The 19,377-nt window shown below is 45.3% G+C and carries 22 protein-coding genes; 7 read left to right on the forward strand and 15 right to left on the reverse strand.

The genetic code is table 11. The features are described 5' to 3' along the window. Positions 1 to 2: 2 nt before the first annotated feature. From rsxC to AB1Y31_11850, 5 genes are all read right to left on the reverse strand, one after another. The gene (rsxC, locus tag AB1Y31_11830) at positions 3 to 1,532 is read right to left on the reverse strand and encodes an electron transport complex subunit RsxC (GenBank protein MEW4983868.1); all 1,530 of its coding nucleotides are present in this window, start codon (positions 1,530 to 1,532) and stop codon (positions 3 to 5) included. Then, positions 1,529 to 2,077, reverse strand: a complete 549-nt coding sequence (gene rsxB / locus AB1Y31_11835) for an electron transport complex subunit RsxB (protein ID MEW4983869.1) — start codon at positions 2,075 to 2,077, stop codon at positions 1,529 to 1,531. Before rsxB ends, rsxC begins: the two co-directional genes overlap by 4 nt. 2 nt (positions 2,078 to 2,079) lie before the next feature. After that, on the reverse strand, positions 2,080 to 2,661 hold the full coding sequence (rsxA, locus tag AB1Y31_11840) for an electron transport complex subunit RsxA (GenBank protein MEW4983870.1): 582 nt from the start codon (positions 2,659 to 2,661) through the stop codon (positions 2,080 to 2,082). A gap of 167 nt (positions 2,662 to 2,828) precedes the next feature. Continuing rightward, the gene (metG, locus tag AB1Y31_11845; protein MEW4983871.1) at positions 2,829 to 4,865 is read right to left on the reverse strand and encodes a methionine--tRNA ligase; all 2,037 of its coding nucleotides are present in this window, start codon (positions 4,863 to 4,865) and stop codon (positions 2,829 to 2,831) included. Positions 4,866 to 5,088: 223 nt separating this feature from the next. Then, positions 5,089 to 5,268, reverse strand: a complete 180-nt coding sequence (locus tag AB1Y31_11850) for a DUF3012 domain-containing protein (protein ID MEW4983872.1) — start codon at positions 5,266 to 5,268, stop codon at positions 5,089 to 5,091. 219 nt (positions 5,269 to 5,487) lie between these two features. Here AB1Y31_11850 and apbC point away from each other — a divergent pair, with 219 nt between their 5' ends. After that, positions 5,488 to 6,573 carry an iron-sulfur cluster carrier protein ApbC gene (apbC, locus tag AB1Y31_11855; protein ID MEW4983873.1) on the forward strand — a complete coding sequence of 362 codons (1,086 nt, stop codon included), beginning with the start codon at positions 5,488 to 5,490 and terminating at the stop codon, positions 6,571 to 6,573. Between the two features lie 12 nt (positions 6,574 to 6,585). Further along, positions 6,586 to 7,152 (forward strand): dCTP deaminase, encoded by a 567-nt coding sequence (dcd, locus tag AB1Y31_11860; GenBank protein ID MEW4983874.1) that lies wholly within the window; start codon positions 6,586 to 6,588, stop codon positions 7,150 to 7,152. Positions 7,153 to 7,167: 15 nt separating this feature from the next. Here the strand turns inward: dcd and AB1Y31_11865 are convergent, their stop codons facing one another. The 3 genes from AB1Y31_11865 to purM are packed head-to-tail and all read right to left on the reverse strand — an operon-like array spanning position 7,168 to position 9,591. Beyond that, on the reverse strand, positions 7,168 to 7,899 hold the full coding sequence (locus AB1Y31_11865) for a DUF3108 domain-containing protein (protein ID MEW4983875.1): 732 nt from the start codon (positions 7,897 to 7,899) through the stop codon (positions 7,168 to 7,170). 9 nt (positions 7,900 to 7,908) lie between these two features. Further along, positions 7,909 to 8,547 carry a phosphoribosylglycinamide formyltransferase gene (gene purN, locus AB1Y31_11870; GenBank protein ID MEW4983876.1) on the reverse strand — a complete coding sequence of 213 codons (639 nt, stop codon included), beginning with the start codon at positions 8,545 to 8,547 and terminating at the stop codon, positions 7,909 to 7,911. Between the two features lie 6 nt (positions 8,548 to 8,553). Then, positions 8,554 to 9,591, reverse strand: a complete 1,038-nt coding sequence (gene purM / locus AB1Y31_11875; GenBank protein MEW4983877.1) for a phosphoribosylformylglycinamidine cyclo-ligase — start codon at positions 9,589 to 9,591, stop codon at positions 8,554 to 8,556. A gap of 113 nt (positions 9,592 to 9,704) precedes the next feature. Between purM and AB1Y31_11880 the strand changes: the two genes are divergently transcribed. Genes AB1Y31_11880 through AB1Y31_11890 form a run of 3 tightly spaced genes read left to right on the forward strand, consistent with a single transcriptional unit; the run spans position 9,705 to position 12,390 of the window. Then, positions 9,705 to 10,784 (forward strand): DUF2066 domain-containing protein, encoded by a 1,080-nt coding sequence (locus AB1Y31_11880; GenBank protein MEW4983878.1) that lies wholly within the window; start codon positions 9,705 to 9,707, stop codon positions 10,782 to 10,784. Beyond that, positions 10,785 to 11,339: a CDP-alcohol phosphatidyltransferase family protein gene (locus tag AB1Y31_11885; GenBank protein MEW4983879.1), complete on the forward strand. Its 555-nt coding sequence runs from the start codon at positions 10,785 to 10,787 to the stop codon at positions 11,337 to 11,339. Between the two features lies 1 nt (position 11,340). Continuing rightward, positions 11,341 to 12,390 carry an AI-2E family transporter gene (locus AB1Y31_11890; protein MEW4983880.1) on the forward strand — a complete coding sequence of 350 codons (1,050 nt, stop codon included), beginning with the start codon at positions 11,341 to 11,343 and terminating at the stop codon, positions 12,388 to 12,390. A 46-nt stretch (positions 12,391 to 12,436) separates the two neighbouring features. On the opposite strand, the gene AB1Y31_11895 is transcribed toward AB1Y31_11890, so the two are convergent. From AB1Y31_11895 to arsC, 7 genes are all read right to left on the reverse strand, one after another. Continuing rightward, positions 12,437 to 13,009, reverse strand: coding sequence for a Fe-Mn family superoxide dismutase (locus AB1Y31_11895; GenBank protein MEW4983881.1), 573 nt, complete (start codon positions 13,007 to 13,009; stop codon positions 12,437 to 12,439). 171 nt (positions 13,010 to 13,180) lie between these two features. After that, positions 13,181 to 14,017 carry a mechanosensitive ion channel domain-containing protein gene (locus tag AB1Y31_11900; GenBank protein MEW4983882.1) on the reverse strand — a complete coding sequence of 279 codons (837 nt, stop codon included), beginning with the start codon at positions 14,015 to 14,017 and terminating at the stop codon, positions 13,181 to 13,183. Positions 14,018 to 14,047: 30 nt separating this feature from the next. Further along, positions 14,048 to 14,794, reverse strand: coding sequence for a DUF4197 domain-containing protein (locus tag AB1Y31_11905; GenBank protein ID MEW4983883.1), 747 nt, complete (start codon positions 14,792 to 14,794; stop codon positions 14,048 to 14,050). 75 nt (positions 14,795 to 14,869) lie between these two features. Continuing rightward, complete coding sequence (gene hda / locus AB1Y31_11910; GenBank protein MEW4983884.1) at positions 14,870 to 15,556, reverse strand: DnaA regulatory inactivator Hda; 687 nt, start codon at positions 15,554 to 15,556, stop codon at positions 14,870 to 14,872. Further along, positions 15,556 to 15,909, reverse strand: a complete 354-nt coding sequence (locus AB1Y31_11915) for a DUF2069 domain-containing protein (protein ID MEW4983885.1) — start codon at positions 15,907 to 15,909, stop codon at positions 15,556 to 15,558. The genes hda and AB1Y31_11915 overlap by 1 nt, the downstream gene beginning before the upstream one ends. 2 nt (positions 15,910 to 15,911) lie before the next feature. Next, entirely contained in the window at positions 15,912 to 16,505 is a 594-nt protein-coding gene (gene wrbA / locus AB1Y31_11920; GenBank protein MEW4983886.1) for an NAD(P)H:quinone oxidoreductase, read from the reverse strand. Beyond that, positions 16,506 to 16,859 (reverse strand): arsenate reductase (glutaredoxin), encoded by a 354-nt coding sequence (arsC, locus tag AB1Y31_11925; GenBank protein ID MEW4983887.1) that lies wholly within the window; start codon positions 16,857 to 16,859, stop codon positions 16,506 to 16,508. It abuts the gene before it with no gap. 116 nt (positions 16,860 to 16,975) lie between these two features. Between arsC and hldE the strand changes: the two genes are divergently transcribed. Both hldE and rfaD read left to right on the forward strand, forming a co-directional pair. Then, the gene (gene hldE / locus AB1Y31_11930; protein ID MEW4983888.1) at positions 16,976 to 18,409 is read left to right on the forward strand and encodes a bifunctional D-glycero-beta-D-manno-heptose-7-phosphate kinase/D-glycero-beta-D-manno-heptose 1-phosphate adenylyltransferase HldE; all 1,434 of its coding nucleotides are present in this window, start codon (positions 16,976 to 16,978) and stop codon (positions 18,407 to 18,409) included. Positions 18,410 to 18,415: 6 nt separating this feature from the next. Beyond that, positions 18,416 to 19,375: an ADP-glyceromanno-heptose 6-epimerase gene (rfaD, locus tag AB1Y31_11935; GenBank protein MEW4983889.1), complete on the forward strand. Its 960-nt coding sequence runs from the start codon at positions 18,416 to 18,418 to the stop codon at positions 19,373 to 19,375. Positions 19,376 to 19,377 lie beyond the last annotated feature (2 nt).

Consider the following 19,377-nt stretch of genomic DNA (forward strand, 5'->3'; position numbering starts at 1 on the left):
GTTTAGCTCTTTTTCTCGGTGACGGTTTGTTTTTTTGCTTTAGATCGACTGATAGCCGCATCAATTTCATCCTTAGCAGGTTTGTTTTTTAAAGCGGCCTTCTTTTTGCGTGATCTTTCGGCGCGTTCTGCCTTGTCACGTGCTAGTCGGGCATCGCGTGCTTCAAAACGCTCACGCGCAATATCGGACAAATGCTTTTCATGGTTTTGTACTTTTAGAGCGCTTTTTGCGTATCGAAAATGTTGGGTTAATGGAATGTGACTCGGGCACACAACATCACAACAACCGCATTCAATGCAATCAAATAGGTTAATACTTTCGGCTTTCTCTAATTGTTCCGAGCGACTATACCAATAGAGTTGCTGCGGAAGCAACGTTGTCGGACAAGCGCTGGCACATAGACCGCAACGGATGCAAGGCATGGCTTGTTTATCGGTAATGGCTTCGTGTTTACTGGCCACTAGAATACAGTTAGTGGCTTTAACCACGGGTATTTCATCGTTTAATAAGGCAAAACCCATCATTGGGCCGCCCATAATTAACCGTTCAGCGTGTTCGGTATAGCCGTGGCAGACCTCGATAAGTGTGCTGATCGGGGTGCCAACACGTACTTCAAGGTTGTGTGGTGTCTTAACGCCTTCACCGGTCACGGTAATGATTCTTGAGGTCAGTACCTTGCCCGCAATAACCGCTTGCTGAATGGCGTGAACAGTGCCCACATTGATTGAAACAATGCCGATGTCGGCAGGTATCTCGCCGCTGGGAACTTCTTTTCCAGTTAAGGTTTTAATCAGTTGTTTTTCGCCGCCAGTTGGGTAAATGGTTGGAATTTGTGCAGCGCTAATAATGGGGTTGTTATTGTTTGCAACGGCCGTTTGAATCGATTTGAAGGTATCGGGAACATTGTCTTCAATAGCGATAATGGCTTTTTTTGCACCCAACATATGCAGCAGTATCTCAACACCTTCGATAACGCGATCGGCGCGCTCTTTTAATAAACGGTCGTCACAAGAAATATACGGCTCGCATTCAGCGCCGTTTAGGATGAGGGTTTCAATGTGACGGGTCTTACTTTGGTTGTCGAGTTTAATCGCGGTCGGAAAGGCCGCACCGCCTAAGCCAACGATACCGGAGTCGCGGATAATGGCAATTAAATCGGCGACTGATAATTGTCGAAAATCGGCGCAAGGTTCAGCGGCTACTTCTTCATCAAGGCCGTCTGTTTTAATGCTAATACAAGGCGCAGAAAAGCCAGAAGGGTGTGGAATAAGCTGGTCGGAAATGTCGCTAACAATACCGGAGCTTCCGGCATGAATCGGTGCGCTAATGAGACCTTGAGCGTCGGCAATTTTTTGACCACGCAGCACTTTGTCGCCAACTTCAACCAGTGGAGTAGCCGCGTTGCCGATGTGTTGGCGTAACGGGTAAACGAGGGTAGCGGGCACAGGTGCGGATTCGATAGGTAGATTGACGGATTCGTTTTTGTGCTCTGCCAACGAAGGTAGTCCGCCATTAAAGCGCCAAAGTTTCATGATGTTGCCTTTTGTTGGGCTTTTTCGGGCTTGTCCCATTGCCAAAGTGCCAGTGTTTTTGCCAGCGGTTCCATGCTAATGCATTCGACCGGGCACGGTGACAGGCATAATTCACAACCGGTGCATTCCGCCTCAATCACGGTGTGCATATGTTTTGGCGCGCCTAAAATGGCGTCCACGGGGCAGGCTTGAATGCATAATTTACAACCAATGCAGATGTCTTCATCGATAACCGCAACTAAGGTGGCTTGTTCAACGCCATTTTCTTCGTTAAGCGGCTTTGCTTCAACGCCGAGTAGATCTGCCAATGCTGCAATGCCTGCTTCGCCGCCAGGAGGACATTGATTAATATCCGCTTCGCCATCAGCGATGGCCTGAGCGTAGGGTCGGCAACCGGGGAAATTACATTGCCCGCACTGAGTTTGCGGTAGCACGGCGTCAATTTGGTCAACAATGGGATTGCCTTCTACTTTAAAACGAATGGCGGCGTAACCCAGCAAAATGCCGAGGCCTGCGAACAGCGCAATAAGAATGAAAAAAGACATCGTTAGAATTTCACCAAGCCAGAAAAGCCCATAAAAGCAACCGACATTAGGCCCGCGGTAATTAGTGCAATAGCATTGCCCCTAAAGGGTTCGGGGACATCGGATACGGTAATGCGCTCGCGTATAGTGGAAAAAAGAACCAATACTAATGAGAAGCCGATGGCAGCACCGAAACCATACAAAGCAGACTCTATAAAGCCATGGTCTTCTTGCACGCTCAATAGCGCAACACCGAGCACCGCGCAATTAGTGGTAATTAGCGGTAGGTAAATGCCCAATACTTGATAGAGCAAAGGACTGGTTTTATGTACGATCGCTTCGGTCATTTGCACCACCACCGCTATCACAACAATAAAGGTGATTGTGCGTAGGTATTCTAAGCCCAGCGGTTCCAGTAAATATTGGTTGGCTAAATAGCTGCAAACGGATGCAAGTGTTAATACGAAGGTTGTTGCTAAACCCATGCCCATAGCGGTTTCTAGCTTGTTTGAAACGCCCATAAAAGGGCACAAGCCGAGAAATTTCACCAATACAAAGTTGTTAACCAGTATGGTGCTAACTAAGATGAGTAGGTATTCAGACATAGGGTCACTGATGTTTTTTGGCTAGTATAGCCTTAATAGCTTAGGTGATATAAGTTCACGCCAATCTCATATATCGATTAAGAATATAAAGTTAACTCTTTATTCAATAAAGGAATTATAGGCTTTTTCTATAAAATGCTCAATATCCGATAAAGGCGGGCCTATTATTACTTAATCCGCATACCTGCTGTTGCGCCGTCATCGGGCGACAATAACCAAATATCGCCACCGCCTGGTCCGGCGGCTAGTACCATGCCTTCGGATACGCCAAAACGCATTTTTCGGGGCTTGAGGTTGGCAACCATCACGGTGAGCCTGCCTTCAAGATCTTCTGGCGAATAGGCGGACTTTATACCCGCGAGTACTTGCCGTTTTTCGTCGCCAAGGCTAAGCGTTAGGCGCAATAGTTTATCCGCTTCTTCAACGTGCTCAGCTTTTTCAATCAGAGCCACACGGAGGTCGATTTTAGCAAAGTCATCAAATTCAATCATGTCGCTTTTCTCGGTTGTTTCTTTAGCGATTTTTTTAGCTTTTTTGGGCGCGGGTGTTTTTTCTAAACTTTCTTTAGACGCTTCAATTAAGGCGGCTAACTTGTCTGGGTCAACGCGAGTCATTAAGGGTTTGAATTTATTGATGCTGTGATCGGTTAGCGGCGATAACTGCTCTGGCCAGCTAAGGCTAGCTACATTGAGGAATGTCTCTGCTTTACCCACCATCTCCGGAACAACCGGTTTTAAGTAGCTGGCGATCACATAGAAAAGGTTAATGCCTACGCTACAAATAGCATGCAACTGTTCATCTGCGCCGTCCTGTTTAGCAACGACCCACGGTTGTTTGTCATCAATATATTGATTAGCTTTGTCAGCCAGTGCTGAGATGGCGCGCATGGCCTTGCCGTATTCGCGTGTTTCGTAGTGCTCGGCGATATTGTCGCTAGCATCAACGAATGTTTGGAATAGCTCGGGTTCGGCGCACTGTGCAGAGAGTTTTCCGTCAAATCGTTTTTTGATAAAGCCGCTACAGCGACTGGCAATATTAACGACTTTGTTGACCAAGTCGGTATTCACACGTTGGCTGAAGTCTTCAAAGCTCAGGTCGATATCTTCTACGCGGCTAGAGAGTTTAGCGGCAAAGTAATAACGCAAATACTCAGGGTTTAGGTGATCTAAATAGGTGCGAGCCTTGATAAATGTGCCGCGTGACTTAGACATTTTTTCGCCATTAACGGTTAAAAACCCGTGTGAAAAAATGGCCGTCGGTGTTCTAAAGCCAGCGCCGGTTAACATGGCCGGCCAAAATAGCGCATGGAAATAAACAATATCCTTGCCGATGAAGTGATACAGCTCAGTATTGCTGTCTTTGCCCCAATATTCATCAAAGTCTAAGTCAGTTTTATCGCATAAATTTTTGAAGCTGCCCATATAGCCGACGGGCGCATCCAGCCAAACATAGAAGAATTTGCCCGGTGCATTAGGTATTTCAAAACCAAAGTAGGGCGCATCACGAGAGATATCCCAATCTTGTAGCCCGCTTTCAAACCATTCGTTTAATTTGTTCGCAACTTGTTCTTGTAAGTGGCCAGAATGGGTCCACTCTTTCAGCATGGCTTCAAAGTCAGCCAGTTTGAAAAAGTAATGCTCGGAGTCTTTATCGATAGGTTTTTCGCCAGAAACAGCCGATACTGCATTGATTAGGTCTGTAGGCGAATAGGTTGCGCTACAAACTTCGCAATTATCGCCGTATTGATCGGCGGCGCCACATTTTGGGCATTCACCTTTAATGAATCGATCCGGCAAAAACATGTTTTTAACGGGGTCATACGCCTGCGTGATGGTGCGGCTATCAATGTGCCCTTGTTCATGAAGACGGTTGTAGATGAGCTCGGCGTATTGGCGCGTTTCATCTGAATGGGTGCTGTAAAAGTTATCGAATGATACGTTAAAGTCAGCAAAATCAGCGTTATGTTGCGTCCATGTGTCGGCAATCAGTTGCTCCGGTGTGATGCCTTCTTGTTGTGCTCTAAGCATAATGGGCGTGCCGTGAGCATCATCAGCGCAAACGTAATGGCAGCTGTGGCCGCGCTGCTTTTGGAAGCGCACCCAAATATCGGTTTGGATGTATTCAACTAAATGACCAATATGAATGGGGCCGTTGGCGTAAGGCAAGGCGCTGGTAACAAGGATTTTTCTAATTTCTGTTGACATAAGTTATGGCTATAAATACGGATACCTAAACACAAAACGGTGAGTCGTTATTTAAGTTTACGTTTAAGGGTTGAATTGTTTGGCGCTATTGTCCCATAAAATCATCGTTATAGGAGGGCGTGTTGTTAAAGCGGGGTTGTTAGTGGGGCATTCGGGTGCAGAAATTTAAGTCGATGGTCGGTTTTTATACCAACCATAGACTGATGAGCTTGGGCTTAAATAGTTATTTAAAAATGCAATTCTTGGCGAAATCAGCCGTTTGATTTGAAGTCCAGTCTGCTTTATCTTTTGCCTTCATATCGGTACACCAAGCTTCGCTGCCAACTTCTGGAGCGCAGGCGCTGAGTGATACTAGAAAAGTGGCGGCGAGTGCAGTAAAAATGCTTTTTTTGATAATATCCATGATGTCCTTATTCTTAAAGTGAGGTTTGAGTACGTGCAATCTTGAAAGCTGATATTACTAAAGTTAACTGCATGGGTGTTAACCATTTTTCAGTCAGGGGGTAAAAAGTTTATGACCGCTTAATTCCAGTCAGCTGTTTTAGCCAGCGTCTAAAGTCTGCAAAATAGCTGAAAAACGTATAGAATGGAGCGTTTTATTGCGTGACTAATTGGAGCAAAAATGAGTGAGTTGTCAGTAACAGACATAGAGCAGCATCTAAAAGAGTTCATAGACCCACTAACGGGTAACAGTATTTTGCCTAATAAGGCGTTAAAAAACTTAACGCTAGTCAATGGTGAGCTCAGAGTGGAAGTAGTTCTTGGTTACCCAGCAGCGGGCATTAAAAACCAATTAGAAGCCGATATCAGTGCTCATTTGCAGCAACTTGAAGGTGTTAAAAGTGCCGATGTAACAATCAGTTGGCTGATTAAGCCTCATGCTGTTCAAAAAGGTATTAAACCGATGGTTGGCGTGAAAAATATGGTTGCAGTTGCCTCAGGCAAAGGTGGCGTAGGTAAGTCAACGACATCTGTTAACTTGGCCTTGGCGCTCCTTGCTGAAGGGGCGCGCGTTGGTATTCTTGATGCTGACATTTACGGGCCAAGCCAGCCCACTATGCTAGGTGTTTCCGGTCGCCCTAGTTCACCAGATGGTAGAACCATTCAACCGATGGAAGGGCATGGCTTGCAGGTTATGTCGGTCGGCTTTTTAGTCGATGAAGACACCCCAATGATTTTGCGTGGCCCTATGGTGACACAAGCCTTAGGCCAGTTGTTGAATGATACGAATTGGGATGATCTCGATTATTTGATCATTGATATGCCGCCGGGTACTGGTGATATTCATTTGACCTTAGCTCAGACCGTCCCCGTGACAGGTTCGGTGGTTGTTACGACGCCGCAAGATATCGCTTTGATTGATGCGAAGAAGGGGCTGAAAATGTTTGAAAAGGTGGATATCCCAGTACTTGGGATCATTGAGAATATGAGTTTACATATCTGCTCAAACTGTCAGCACGAAGAGGCTATCTTTGGACAAGGCGGTGGTGAGGCAATGGCAAAAGAATACGGTGTGGAATTCTTAGGTGCGTTACCGTTAGATATTTCTATTCGCACTAGCACAGACAGTGGTAAGCCGACGGTTGCTGCTGACCCAGAGAGCCAAATTTCGGGCATTTATAGAACGATGGCGAGAAAGCTAGCGGCTTCGTTATCGGTTAAGGCGAAAGACTTTAGCAGTAAAATTCCAAATATTGTTATTAATTAATCGGGTCTAGAAATGGGTATTAAGTCAGATAGTTGGATTCGTCGTATGGCGCAAGAGAAACAAATGATTGAGCCGTTTGAATCACACCAAGTTCGAAATTCGGATGAAGGTCGAGTGATTTCTTACGGCACGTCGAGTTATGGTTACGATATTCGTTGTTCTGATGAATTTAAAATTTTCACGAACATCAACTCAGCGATCGTTGACCCTAAAAACTTCGATGAAAACAGTTTTGTAGATATTAAGTCGGATGTTTGTATTATTCCGCCTAACTCTTTTGCCTTGGCCAGAACAGTGGAGTACTTACGAATTCCGCGTGATGTATTGACTATTTGTTTGGGAAAATCGACCTATGCACGTTGCGGCATTATTGTTAATGTCACCCCGTTAGAGCCTGAATGGGAAGGGCACGTGACGTTGGAGTTTTCAAACACGACGCCGCTACCGGCAAAAATTTACGCTAACGAAGGCGTTGCGCAAATCTTATTTTTAGGTGCAGATGAGATTTGTGAGACCTCGTATGGTGACCGCGGCGGTAAGTATCAAGGTCAAACGGGCGTCACACTGCCAAAGGCTTAATCGTTTACAGCTAGATTAATGTTCAAATGTGACCGTCAATAGGCGCATTTCAAACGTGCCGTATTTTTTCTCGCGTTGGAGAAGTACCGGTAAGTAATGTAAGTCTTTGGCGCACCAATAATAAGTTATTAGTGGTTTGTCGTCTTTTTTGCGGGCCAATTTAATGGTGTCATAAGAAGTCTTCCCTAGTTTGATTGTTTCGTTTCCTAGGTGGGAGAAGGTGTATGTTTTTAATCTTCCACCGTCTGCGATTTGATAGCTTAATGATTGCCCAGAGTCGTTTAAGTCCAGCATTAAAGCGACTTGCATTAGCGCCTTGTCTAGCACGCCTTTTGTGAGAGGCAAGGTCCAGTCGTGTCCCTTTGAGGAATTAGTTAAGGTTAATTCTTGCCAGTTAAAGTGTAAGCCTATATTTCTTTGCTCATCGCCCAGCGATTGTGCATATTGATAAGATAAGGGCCTGATATGTTCCTCGGTTAGTTCAAATAGGCTGGTTTCAAGTACGTCATCGTCACGAACGAAGGCGAGTAAGCCGCTGGTTTGAGTGGATGAGCTGAGCCGATACTGATTATTCGCTAAGGGCGTAACAGACAGCGAAACTCGACCAATTTCAACTTTATTATGACTGAGTTTATATTCCGCCTTAAATATTGGTACTGAATGGTTGACCGCCAAAGCACCAGTGGAAGATAAAACAAAGAAGAGGCAGAGAAGACAAAGATCGAATTTTTTTAGCAACAAATTCATTTTTCTGGTTTACATATAATCCATTACTACGGGGCCGGCCATTTTTTTACCGTCCATGTAAACGTCATCGTCTTTGAGTTTGATCCGACCCTCAGCGAGCCAGCTAATGGCTGTTGGGTAAATCAGGTGTTCTTTGGTTTTAATGCGAAGTTCAAGGCTCTCGGGGCTATCGCTGGGTAAAACGGGAAGGCGCGCTTGCAGTACAACGGGGCCACCGTCTAGGTCAGAATTAACAAAATGTACACTGCTGCCATGCAAAGGTTCGCCATCATCCATCACGCGTTGGTGTGTGTGCATGCCTTTATATTTTGGCAGTAGAGAAGGGTGAATGTTGATCAACTTACCATAATAATGATCGACAAACTTATCACTAAGAATGCGCATAAAACCAGCTAAAACGACCAAATCTGGCTCGTATTGATCGATGAGTTTTTGTAAATCATGGTCAAAAGCTTCGCGTGAGGCGTAGCCAGTATGGTCTAGGACATGGGTTGGAATGGCCGCTTCTTCAGCGCGGCCTAAGCCCATGACGCCTGCTTTATTGCTAATGACGGCACTGATAGTGGCGGGCAAGCCAGTATCTATGATCGATTGTAGAGTGGTTCCTGAACCCGATAGTAAGACGATAATGCGGTAATCGGAGTGCATGACGGGTTATAGGTATTGAACCTTAGGCTCGCCATCCGCTTCAGCAATGTCGCCGATGATATACGCGGACTCGCCGCTTTCGGTTAGCTGTGCCATGACGGCCTCTACATTTTCTTTTGCGACACAAACCACCATGCCGATGCCGCAGTTAAAGGTTTTAAGCATTTCCTCATCGCTAATATTGCCTTCTTCTTGTAACCAATCAAATAGGGCAAGCGTTGGCCAGCTACCTAAGGTCACATTGGCAACGGTGTTGTCTGGTAATACGCGAGGTAGGTTCTCGGTGATGCCGCCGCCGGTAATATGGGCCAGTGCATGGATAGGCTGTTTGCTGATCAACTCAAGCAGCGACTTCACATAAATGCGAGTAGGCTCGAGTAAAACCTCTGCTAATGGTTTGTTATCCAAGGTTTGATCGAGGCTGTCTTGAAGCTCAATGACTTTCCGAATGAGAGAGTAACCGTTCGAATGTGCGCCAGATGAAGCGAGTCCGATTAAGACGTCGCCAACAGCAACGCTTGAGCCGTCGATAATGTTGTCTTTCTCTGCAATGCCAACACTGAAGCCAGCTAAGTCGTAATCTTCGCCTTCATACATGCCAGGCATTTCGGCTGTCTCACCGCCAACTAAGGCAGCACCGGCTAATTCGCAGCCTTTACCGATGCCGGAAATAACATCGCTAGCGACATCCAGGTTCAGTTTGCCAGTTGCATAATAATCTAAAAAGAACAGCGGTTCTGCGCCGGTGACGATGATGTCATTCACGCACATGGCCACTAAATCAATGCCAATGGTGTCGTGCTTGTTGAGCATCATAGCTAATTTTAGCTTGGTGCCAACGCCATCAGTGCCCGATACAAGCACAGGTTTTTTATAGCGATCGAGAGGCAGTTCAAATAAAGAACCAAAGCCACCAAGCCCAGACATGACACCCGGTCGTTGAGTTCGCTTTGCAATGGGTTTAATCCGTTCTACGAGTTGCGCGCCAGCATCAATATCTACGCCAGCGTCTTTATAGCTTAAGCCGTTTTTCGAGTCGCTCAAAATCAATTCTATTAGGTTGTAAAAAAGAGGATTATATCAGTTGAGTTAATTGTTGGCAGTAATAGGGCTAACTATATTATGCTATGGCTTATGTTAATAAAGGTTGTTCAAGTGTGACGATACGTTTTTTGATTGGATTTTTGTTGCTTCTATTATCGCTGCCGCTATATGCAGTACAGCTAGAAGGCTTATACACTGCGTCAGTGGCTGTAGATGACCAGACGCAATCGACGCGTAGTGCGGCGATTGGATTGGCATTGAATAAAGTCGTGCAAAAGGTATCTGGCCGACGCAGTGCGCTGAGTAATGTCGCGTTACAGGCAGCATTGTCTAATGTAGGCTCATATGTCGAACAATTTCAATATAAACAAAGAGACGATGAGCCGGGCTATTGGCTGATTATTCGTTTCCAAAAAGCCGCTTTAGACCGTACCTTGCAACAGTTTGACGTGCCGGTTTGGGGCGGCAATAGGCCGGATATACTGTTATGGCTTGCGGTAGATGATGCTGAGCAGCGTTATATTGCTAGTACTGAATTGGATGGAGAAGTAGCTGAACTGGTTAAGCAACAAGCATTGGAGGCAGGTTTGGCGGTGACCTTGCCCTTGCTTGATTTGGCAGACCAAAGGGCCTTAAGTTTTAACGATGTGTGGGCTGGTTTTCCTGATCAGTTACGGCGTGCTTCGCAACGCTATAGCGTTAAGCAAGTGATGTTTGGCCGGCTTTTAAAAAGCAAGGGGGCTTGGCGACTTAACTGGACATTGATGAGCGAAGAAGGGCAAAAAGTGGGGCTTGAACAGTCAAACGATGTGGCCATTATTTTGCAGCAGACTTTTGCGCAAGTATCCGAGAGTTTGGCGGATATTTATGCGCCTTATGGCGTAACGATGTTGGACCGCCAGCTGAGGATGGACGTGAGCGGTGTGAAAGATTTAACCCAATTTGTTCAGGTAACGAGTTATTTATCATCACTTGATATGGTGAAAAAACTGGCTTGGAATCAGCTGAATGATAATAAGGTTACATTGGAACTAACGATATCGGGTGATGTAACGGTGTTGAAAGATATTATTGCGTTGAATGAAGTGCTGATACCAGAATTTTTCCCAAGGGGCGTAACGCCTGTTCAGCTCGATATGTACGTAAATCCTAGTCAGCCGCCTGAGCCGACGCTCTATTATCGAGCCAACTAAATGACCAGGAAGGATATACCTAATTTGATTAGTGGCATTAGGATAATTCTGGTGGTGCCAATTGTTTATTTGTTGCTAGGTGAGAACTATAAGATGGCGCTGGTGCTATTTATTGTTGCGGGTCTATCAGATGCGTTGGATGGTTTTTTAGCTAAGCGCTTTGGTTGGACTAGTCTGCTGGGGTCTTTTCTTGACCCTTTGGCTGACAAGCTATTACTCGTCTCTTGTTTTCTAGTTTGTGTGTTTACTGGGTTAGTGCCTGTTTGGTTGTTCGTGTTGATTTTGGTGCGTGACTTAATTGTTGCGTTTGGCGCATTGGCATACCATTTTATGTTTGAAGAGTTTCATGGCTCACCACCGTTTTCCAGTAAATTAAATACCACGTTTCAAATCATTTATTTGGTGATGTTAATATCAAGCCAAGGCATTATTAATATACCGGCAAACTGGATAGAGTTCGTGCTGTATTCGGTTGCGGCAACGACCGCTATTAGTGGTTTAGAATATATTTGGGTTTGGGGTTTGAAGGCTTGGGACATTAAAGTTAAGGGTTAGCATGGGTAACGAGAATAATAAATACGGTTTGATTTTTATTGCCTTGGTAGGCGTTATTTACCTGCTGTCGCCTATTTTGATGCCGTTTTTAAGTGCAGCGCTCTTGGCTTACTTGGGTAATCCAGTTGTGGATTGGCTAGAGAAAAATAAATGGCACCGGACTCTGGCGGTGACGTTAGTTTTTGCCATTATCTTTACGAGCTTAACGACGGTTGTCATCATTCTGCTGCCGCTAATAGAGCAGCAAGTCTCAGCGTTAATAGAAAAAGTACCGGCCATTATTGGTTGGGCTAAAGAAATAGCCTTGCCTTGGTTGCAACTGCGCTTAAGTGTGTTTGGCCAAGTTGATAGTGATAAGTTACAGCAAACATTACAAGAAAATATCGGTGGGGCCGGCAGTGTTTTAGCGAGTGTGTTCGGCTCTATCAGCTCATCGGGGATGGCGCTTTTGTCTGGCTTGGCTAATATTGTATTGGTCCCCGTCGTTACGTTTTATTTTCTGCGAGATTGGAATGCCATGGTTGCAAAAACACATGATACGTTTCCTCGTCGAATGGAAGGAAAGCTAACGGCAATTACGCAGGAAGTTGATTCTGTTTTAGGAGCCTTTTTTAAAGGACAAGTTCTGGTGATGATAAGTTTGGCGATTATTTATTATGCGGGGCTTTCTTTGGCGGGTTTGGAGTTCGCCTTGTTGATTGGTTTGTTGATTGGGCTGGTCAGCTTTGTACCGTATTTAGGCCTAATTATCGGCGTCGTTTTGGCCTGCGCCGCATCTATTTTTCAGCTCCATGATGCCAGTGGCTTATTGCCAATACTAATAGTGTTTGGCGTGGCCCAAATGTTAGAAAGCGTTGTGTTAACGCCGATATTGGTTGGCGATAAGATCGGGCTGCACCCAGTCGCTGTTATTTTTTCGGTGATGGCTGGCGGACAATTGTTTGGTTTTACGGGTGTTTTATTGGCGTTACCGGTCGCGGCAGTTTTATTGGTACTACTGCGGCATGCTAATAAGCAATATAAAGAGAGCGAGTTGTATACGAATACATAAAAAAAGGCGCCTAGAAAGGCGCCTTTTTTATCGTAATAAGCAGTGACTATAGGTTTTGTGCAACAAAGTCCCAGTTCACTAAAGCCCAAAACTTGTCCATGTAAGCAGGACGAGCGTTGCGGCAATCGATGTAATAAGCGTGTTCCCAAACATCGCAAGTTAGTAAAGGAGTTTGTCCCGATGTTAATGGCGTACCTGCATTGCTAGTTTGAACAATTTCAAGTTTGCCGTCAGCATTTTTAACTAACCAGCACCAGCCAGCGCCAAATAAATTGATTGATTTGTCTGTGAATTCAGCTTTGAATGCGTCAACAGAGCCATAAGCTTCGTTAATAGCGGCTAGTAAATCGCCAGTTGCTTCTGTGCTGTTAGGTGTTAAGCAATTCCAGTAAAACGTGTGGTTCCAGATTTGCGCAGCATTGTTGAAAACAGGGCCAGAAGAGTTTTTAACGATATCTTCAAGGCTTGAGTTTTCGAACTCTGTTCCAGGGATAAGGCCGTTAAGTTTAGTGACGTATGTTGCGTGATGTTTGCCGTGATGAAATTCAAGAGTTTCTTGAGAAATATGTGGTGCTAATGCGTCAATTGCATAAGGTAGAACAGGTAATTCATGTGCCATGATAGTTGAGCCTTTTGTGGTTAAGTTATGCGCTAAGCGCGTTAAAAAATTGACCGTTTAAGATAGTGCTGTTAGGAATAAAAAGCAATATATTCTTGACGTTAAAGGAGTGTCAAATAATAGAACGAAACGGGCCTAGTAAATCAAGCCCGCAATAATATCGCTCGGTTGCTATTGTTTGTCACAAGTTGCGCTGTGCAAGTGAATGTCTTGTTGTGGGTATGGGATGCTAATACCTTCGTCATCAAATCGCAGTTTGATGCTTTCAAGCAAGTCGAAGTGTACACCCCAGTAATCGGCAGAGTTGACCCACGGGCGTACGGCAAAATTCACACTACTATCCGCTAGTTCAAGCAAGCCAATAGTGGGCGCAGGGTCTTTTAGAATCCGCTCATCGTTTTGCATGAGCTCATCTAAAATTGATTTGGCTTTTTTTATGTCATCGTCATAGCCGATGCCAATAACTAGGTCGATACGGCGAGTGGGTTTGCTTGAATAATTAACAATATTCCCGCCCATTAAGGCGTCATTCGGGATGATGATGGTTTTGTTGTCCCCAGTACGTAGCACGGTATTAAATATGTGAACCTCTTCCACGATGCCAGAAACGCCAGCGCCTTCGATAAAATCGCCCTGTTTGAACGGGCGGAAGATGATCATTAACACGCCGGCCGCAAAATTGGACAATGAGCCTTGAAGTGCTAGGCCAATAGCAAGGCCTGCAGCACCTAATATGGCGATGAAGGAAGTGGTTTGAATGCCCAGCTGGCCAAGAGCAGCAATGATAATGAAGGCGAGTAGAGCGGCATAAACTATATTCGTGGTAAACGAAATTAGAATAGGGTCAGATTTGCCCTTTGACATTGTCCTAGTAATGCCGGACCTAACGATATTCGCTACCATTTTACCGATAATAAATATTGCGAGCGCAGCGATTACTTTAAGTCCATAAACGGTCAGTAATTCTTGAATTTGTTTGAGGGCGTCTTCGGATAGTAAATTTTCCATTTCAATATCTCTTTTTAATGTAGGTAAAGTTTAAGGGGTGAATACCTTCTTTAATAAATCTGTTGTTCGCGCAGCTGGGTTTTCACGAATCAGTTTTTCTTGTTCTGCAATGCGTATGAACATGGCGTCTACTGCTTTTTGTGCGACGAAGGTATCAAGATCAGGTGATTGCGAGGCGAGCATGTCACCTAGTGAGCCAGAGTGGGTAATTAATAATTTGTAACTTGATGTAACCCCGGATGTATCGGTTGCTTGTTTTACGATGGGCAGGAATTTTGCTAATAATTTCTCTGCGTTATGCTGCTTAAAATATTCGGTTGCTGCGTCGTCTGCGCCATTTAGGATTTTTGCAGCGTCATCAATGCTCATTTGTTGGATGCTGTTGGAAAAGATAGTTGCAGCTTCAGGCGCGGCTCGTTCTGCTGCCCTGTTGAGGGTGGTCTGGAAGTTATCAACCAAATTACCTTGGCCAAGCAGCCTCAGTGAAGAAGCAATGGCTTGTAGGCTGTTTGGGATGGGAACTTTTACATCGGCACTATTTAAGAAGCCGCCGTCAGTACTTAAGTTTGTAACTGCAATACTGGTTCCTTTCTCAAGTGCTTGTTTAAGTCCGGCAATAACATCGGTGCTGCTGAGGTTTGTAGGTAATTGAGTGGACGTTGGAAGCGCCAGTTTGTTTACGTCGATGTCTTTAATAAAGTCGAGAAACCCAGCGTTAACAATCGGTGTGCTTAGTAAAGCTGTAACGAAGATAGTTCGTTTTAGTAGGTGATGCATATAAAACTCCTTTTATTATGAAGACGGTATCATATTTACATAAGCTGAACGCGAACTTAACCGCGCACATGTTGCTTACATGTGGCTTGAAAGAGTTGCCTTCAAAAAGGGGATCGTTAGTTTTCGCTGAGCGGCAAGGCTAGCTTGGTCTAATTGGTTTAGCAGACTCCATAAGGTATCTAAATCACGGGGAAAGTGGGTGATTAAATAATTTGCCGTATCGTTGTTTAGCTCCAAACCAAGCTTATGAGCACGTGTTTGCAACGCTTTCAAGGTGCTTTCGTCGCTCAAGGTTAAGAGGTTGAGTGGTAGTCCGCTGTTAAGGCGGCTTTTTAAGTCGTTCAGTATTATTTGAGCCTGCTGAGGTGAGGCGGTTGAGCTGACGATTAACCGCCCGCCAGCTTGTTTGATTTGGTTGAAGATGTTGAACAGTGCCTCTTCCCAATCGGTTTTTCCATAAAGGCTGTCAATATCATCGATACAGACTACGCCGACGTTTGCCATGCCCTCTAGAATTTGAGGTGAGGTAGTGAGCAGTTCCTTTGATGGTAGGTAGCTGGCGGTGCCACCAAGTTGAGTTTGGTGTTGGCAAGTAGATTGCAATAAATGAGTTTTGCCTGTGCCTGTCGCGCCCCAAAGAAAAACAAAAAGCTCGTTGGTGTTTTTTAATGAATCAACGATAAGTTGGTTTTCGGTCGCAATAAAATTCCCAAAATTAAAGTCTTCATGTAACTTGAAGGGTAGCGGAAGTTGCGGGTGCATCAATGTTTGCTGACGTGACGAATATACAGTGACGCACTAAAGAACACGGTCAAGCTGATAATGATTTCAATAATGCCTAAGAGCCTTGTTGATGAGCCGGCGAAGGCTTCCATCGTGCCGTGTATAAAGTACAGTAAACTGAGGTAAGCGGCCCAATTTACCGGTTTTTCTCGCCCATGTAACACGCCCATCAAGGGTAGCAATAGCGGCACTACGCAAACAATGAGGACTAGAGCAATGGGGAAGGACTGCGGTGGAACCAATACGGTAATCCAAGCAGTAATAAAACCAATTAAGCCAAGATAGCTTAATAATTGCAGCCAATAGGCGGCTTTTTTGCCAGGTAGTTTCATAGTTAAGCGAGTTTTTTAGCGAGTGTTGCCACTCGTTTTCCTAGAGCAATGCAAAGCGTTGACTCGTGTTCGTCTAGTTTTCGAGCATTATCGACGCCGGCTAAATGACTAGCGCCGTATGGCGTGCCTCCAGATGCGGTTTCTAATAATGCTGTTTCGGAATACGGTAAGCCGGCTAATAACATGCCGTGGTGAAGTAACGGTAGCATCATGGAGGTGAGCGTTGTTTCTTGTCCACCGTGCAGGCTACTAGTTGAAGTGAAAACCGCGGCCGGTTTGCCGATAAGCGCACCCGATAACCAAAGGTTGCTGGTGCCATCAAGAAAGTATTTCAGTGGGGCGGCCATATTGCCAAAGCGGGTTGGGCTACCCAATACTAGACCGTCACAGTGTTTAAGATCATCTAAGCTGGCGTATAAGGCACCGCTGCTAGGAATGTCATCTTGTGTTGCTTCGCAAACGCTGGAAATGGCTGGCACAGTACGAATCTTGGCCTGCACACCGTCCACTTTTTCTATGCCGCGTGCAATAAGGCTTGCCATGTCGGCGGTAGCGCCGTGGCGACTATAAAATAAAACCAGAACTTCTACGCTCATTTATAGAATATCCAGAACGCTTTCTGGTGGACGACCAATGGCCGCTTTGCCGTTGGCCAACACGATAGGGCGTTCTATTAGAATAGGGTTTTCTAGCATTGCAGTAATGAGTTGAGCGCTGCTTAGGCTCTCATTTTTCAGGTCAAGCTCCTTGTAAACCGTCTCACCTTTGCGCATTAGCTCACGAGGCTCCATATTGAGTAGCTCTAAGACGGACTCAAGTTCGGTTTTACTGGGTGCCTCTTTTAGGTACTCAATAATGTCCATTTGTACGCCCCTTTCTTCAAGCAACTTTAGCGTTTGGCGCGATTTACTGCAACGTGGGTTGTGATAGATTTTAATGCTCAACGTCATGTCCTCGTCATTATTTTTATGGATTATAAATTATCTACTAATTTACGGTAGGCTTTTTCTGCTTCGCTTGCTGCGTGATATGATGGCCAACAGATCATTTAATTAAGAACTCAAAGATGAAACTACCCGATTTTAGCCGAGCATCCGTCTTGGTCGTTGGCGACTTGATACTGGATAGAAACTGGCAAGGGGATACGTCGCGTATTTCACCTGAAGCGCCGGTGCCGGTTGTTCACATAAAAGACACTGAGGATTGTCCGGGTGGGGCGGGTAATGTTGCACTCAATATCGCCGCTCTAGATTCAACCGTTACTGTCTTGGGTTATACCGGTAATGATGAGGCGGCTGGTGTGTTAAAAAGCCAGTTAGAACAGGCCAATGTGAATTGTCGATTTGAGCAATTAACGGGGCAGCCGACGATCACTAAACTTCGTGTTCTTAGCCGACATCAGCAATTAATTCGTTTAGATTTTGAAGACAGCTTTCATGACCTCCCTGTGGAGAAACTACTGCAAGATTTTAAGCAGGCGTTACCGTCGCATGAAGTGGTGGTCTTATCTGATTATGACAAAGGCACACTGGCGTCGGTGCAGCAGCTTATTTCAGTCGCTAAATTGGCGGGTAAAAAAGTACTGGTCGACCCGAAAGGAATGGATTTTAAGAAGTATCAGGGAGCGACACTGATCACGCCAAATTGGAGCGAGTTTCAAGCAGTTGTGGGTGAGTGCCATAGTGATGACGATGTTGTTAGCCGTGGCTCCGCTTTATTAGAAGAACTGCAACTAGAGGCGCTTTTAGTGACCCGTGGTGAAAAAGGCATGACCTTGCTTCAGCCAGAACAGGAACCCATTCACTTACCAACTCAGGCACAAGAAGTGTTTGATGTGACCGGTGCGGGTGATACCGTCATTTCAACCTTAGCAGCATGTTTGGCGGCCGGTTCAAGTTTTACCGAAGCGACGGTATTGGCGAATCAAGCCGCCGGTTTAGTTGTGGCAAAACTGGGCACAGCAACGATAACTCAGCAAGAGTTGAAAGCGACGTTGCATACGCTAGAGGAGATGCCGCGTGGGTTTGTCAGCGCGGATGATTTGGCGACGGCGATTAGCACGGCGCGGGTTAATGGCGAAAAAATTGTCTTAACAAATGGTTGCTTTGATATTTTGCACCCAGGCCACGTACGCTATTTGCAGCAAGCAAAAAACCTCGGCGACAGGCTTGTTATTCTTGTGAACGATGACGCGTCCGTGAGTAGGCTTAAAGGCCCAGAACGGCCGATCAATAATTTAGAAACCCGGGCAGAAATGCTATCGGCACTGGCCTGTGTGGATTGGGTTTGCGCCTTTGCAGAAGACTCGCCGCGCGAGCATATTTGTCGAATCCTGCCTGATATATTGGTGAAAGGTGGCGACTATAAATGCATTGAAGACATTGAAGGGCATGATTGCGTTGCGAAGGCGGGCGGTTCAACCTACGTGCTTGACTATGTGGATGGCTGTTCAACAACCAATTTGATTAAAAATATACGCGATAGTAGCGATAAAAGGTAAACGAAAATGATAATCGTAACAGGCGGTGCGGGCTTTATTGGCAGCAATATTGTGCAAGGTTTAAATGACAGAGGAATCGACAATATTTTGGTGGTCGATGACCTTGAGGACGGAACGAAATTTAAAAACATCGTTGATGGGCGTATTGCCGATTATATGGATAAGGACGATTTTTTAGATAGCGTGCTAGGTGGTGATTTTGATGATGTAACGATCGAGGCCATTTTTCATGAAGGGGCTTGCTCTTCCACGACCGAGTGGGATGGCCAGTTTATGATGGAAAATAATTATGAGTATTCGAAAACTATTTTCCACTTTTGCCAAGAAAAAAGGGTGCCTTTTATCTACGCATCAAGCGCATCAGTGTATGGCGGGGGAAGCGTTTTTAAGGAAGATTTGGCGAACGAAGAGCCGCTGAATGTTTACGGCTATTCAAAATTCCTGTTTGATCAATATGTGCGCGCGCAAGAAGCAAAAAACCATCAAGAGGTAAAGAGCCAAGTGGTCGGGCTGCGTTATTTTAATGTCTATGGGCCGCGTGAACAGCACAAAGGTAGCATGGCGAGTGTGGCATTTCACTTGAACAACCAGCTGCTCGATGCTGGTGAAATAAAGCTCTTTGCGGGTTGTGATGGCTATGGTGATGGTGAGCAAGTGCGCGATTTTGTTTATGTGGGTGACGTGGTTGACGTGAATTTATGGTTTTTAGATAACCCAAGAGTGTCCGGCATATTTAACTGTGGCACGGGTAAAAGCCAGCCCTTTAATGACGTGGCGAACGGTGTTCTTGATTATCACCAAAAGGGGCATTTAAGCTATATTCCATTTCCAGAGCATTTAGTTGGGCATTACCAGAGTTTTACAGAAGCAGACTTAACGGCACTTCGCGCTGCGGGCTGTGACCATGCCTTTAAAACCGTGGACGAAGGTGTGAAGTGTTATATGGAATGGTTAAACGCTAGTTAGTC

It is taken from the genome of Cycloclasticus sp., from assembly GCA_040743155.1.
Classification (GTDB): Bacteria; Pseudomonadota; Gammaproteobacteria; order Methylococcales; family Cycloclasticaceae; genus Cycloclasticus.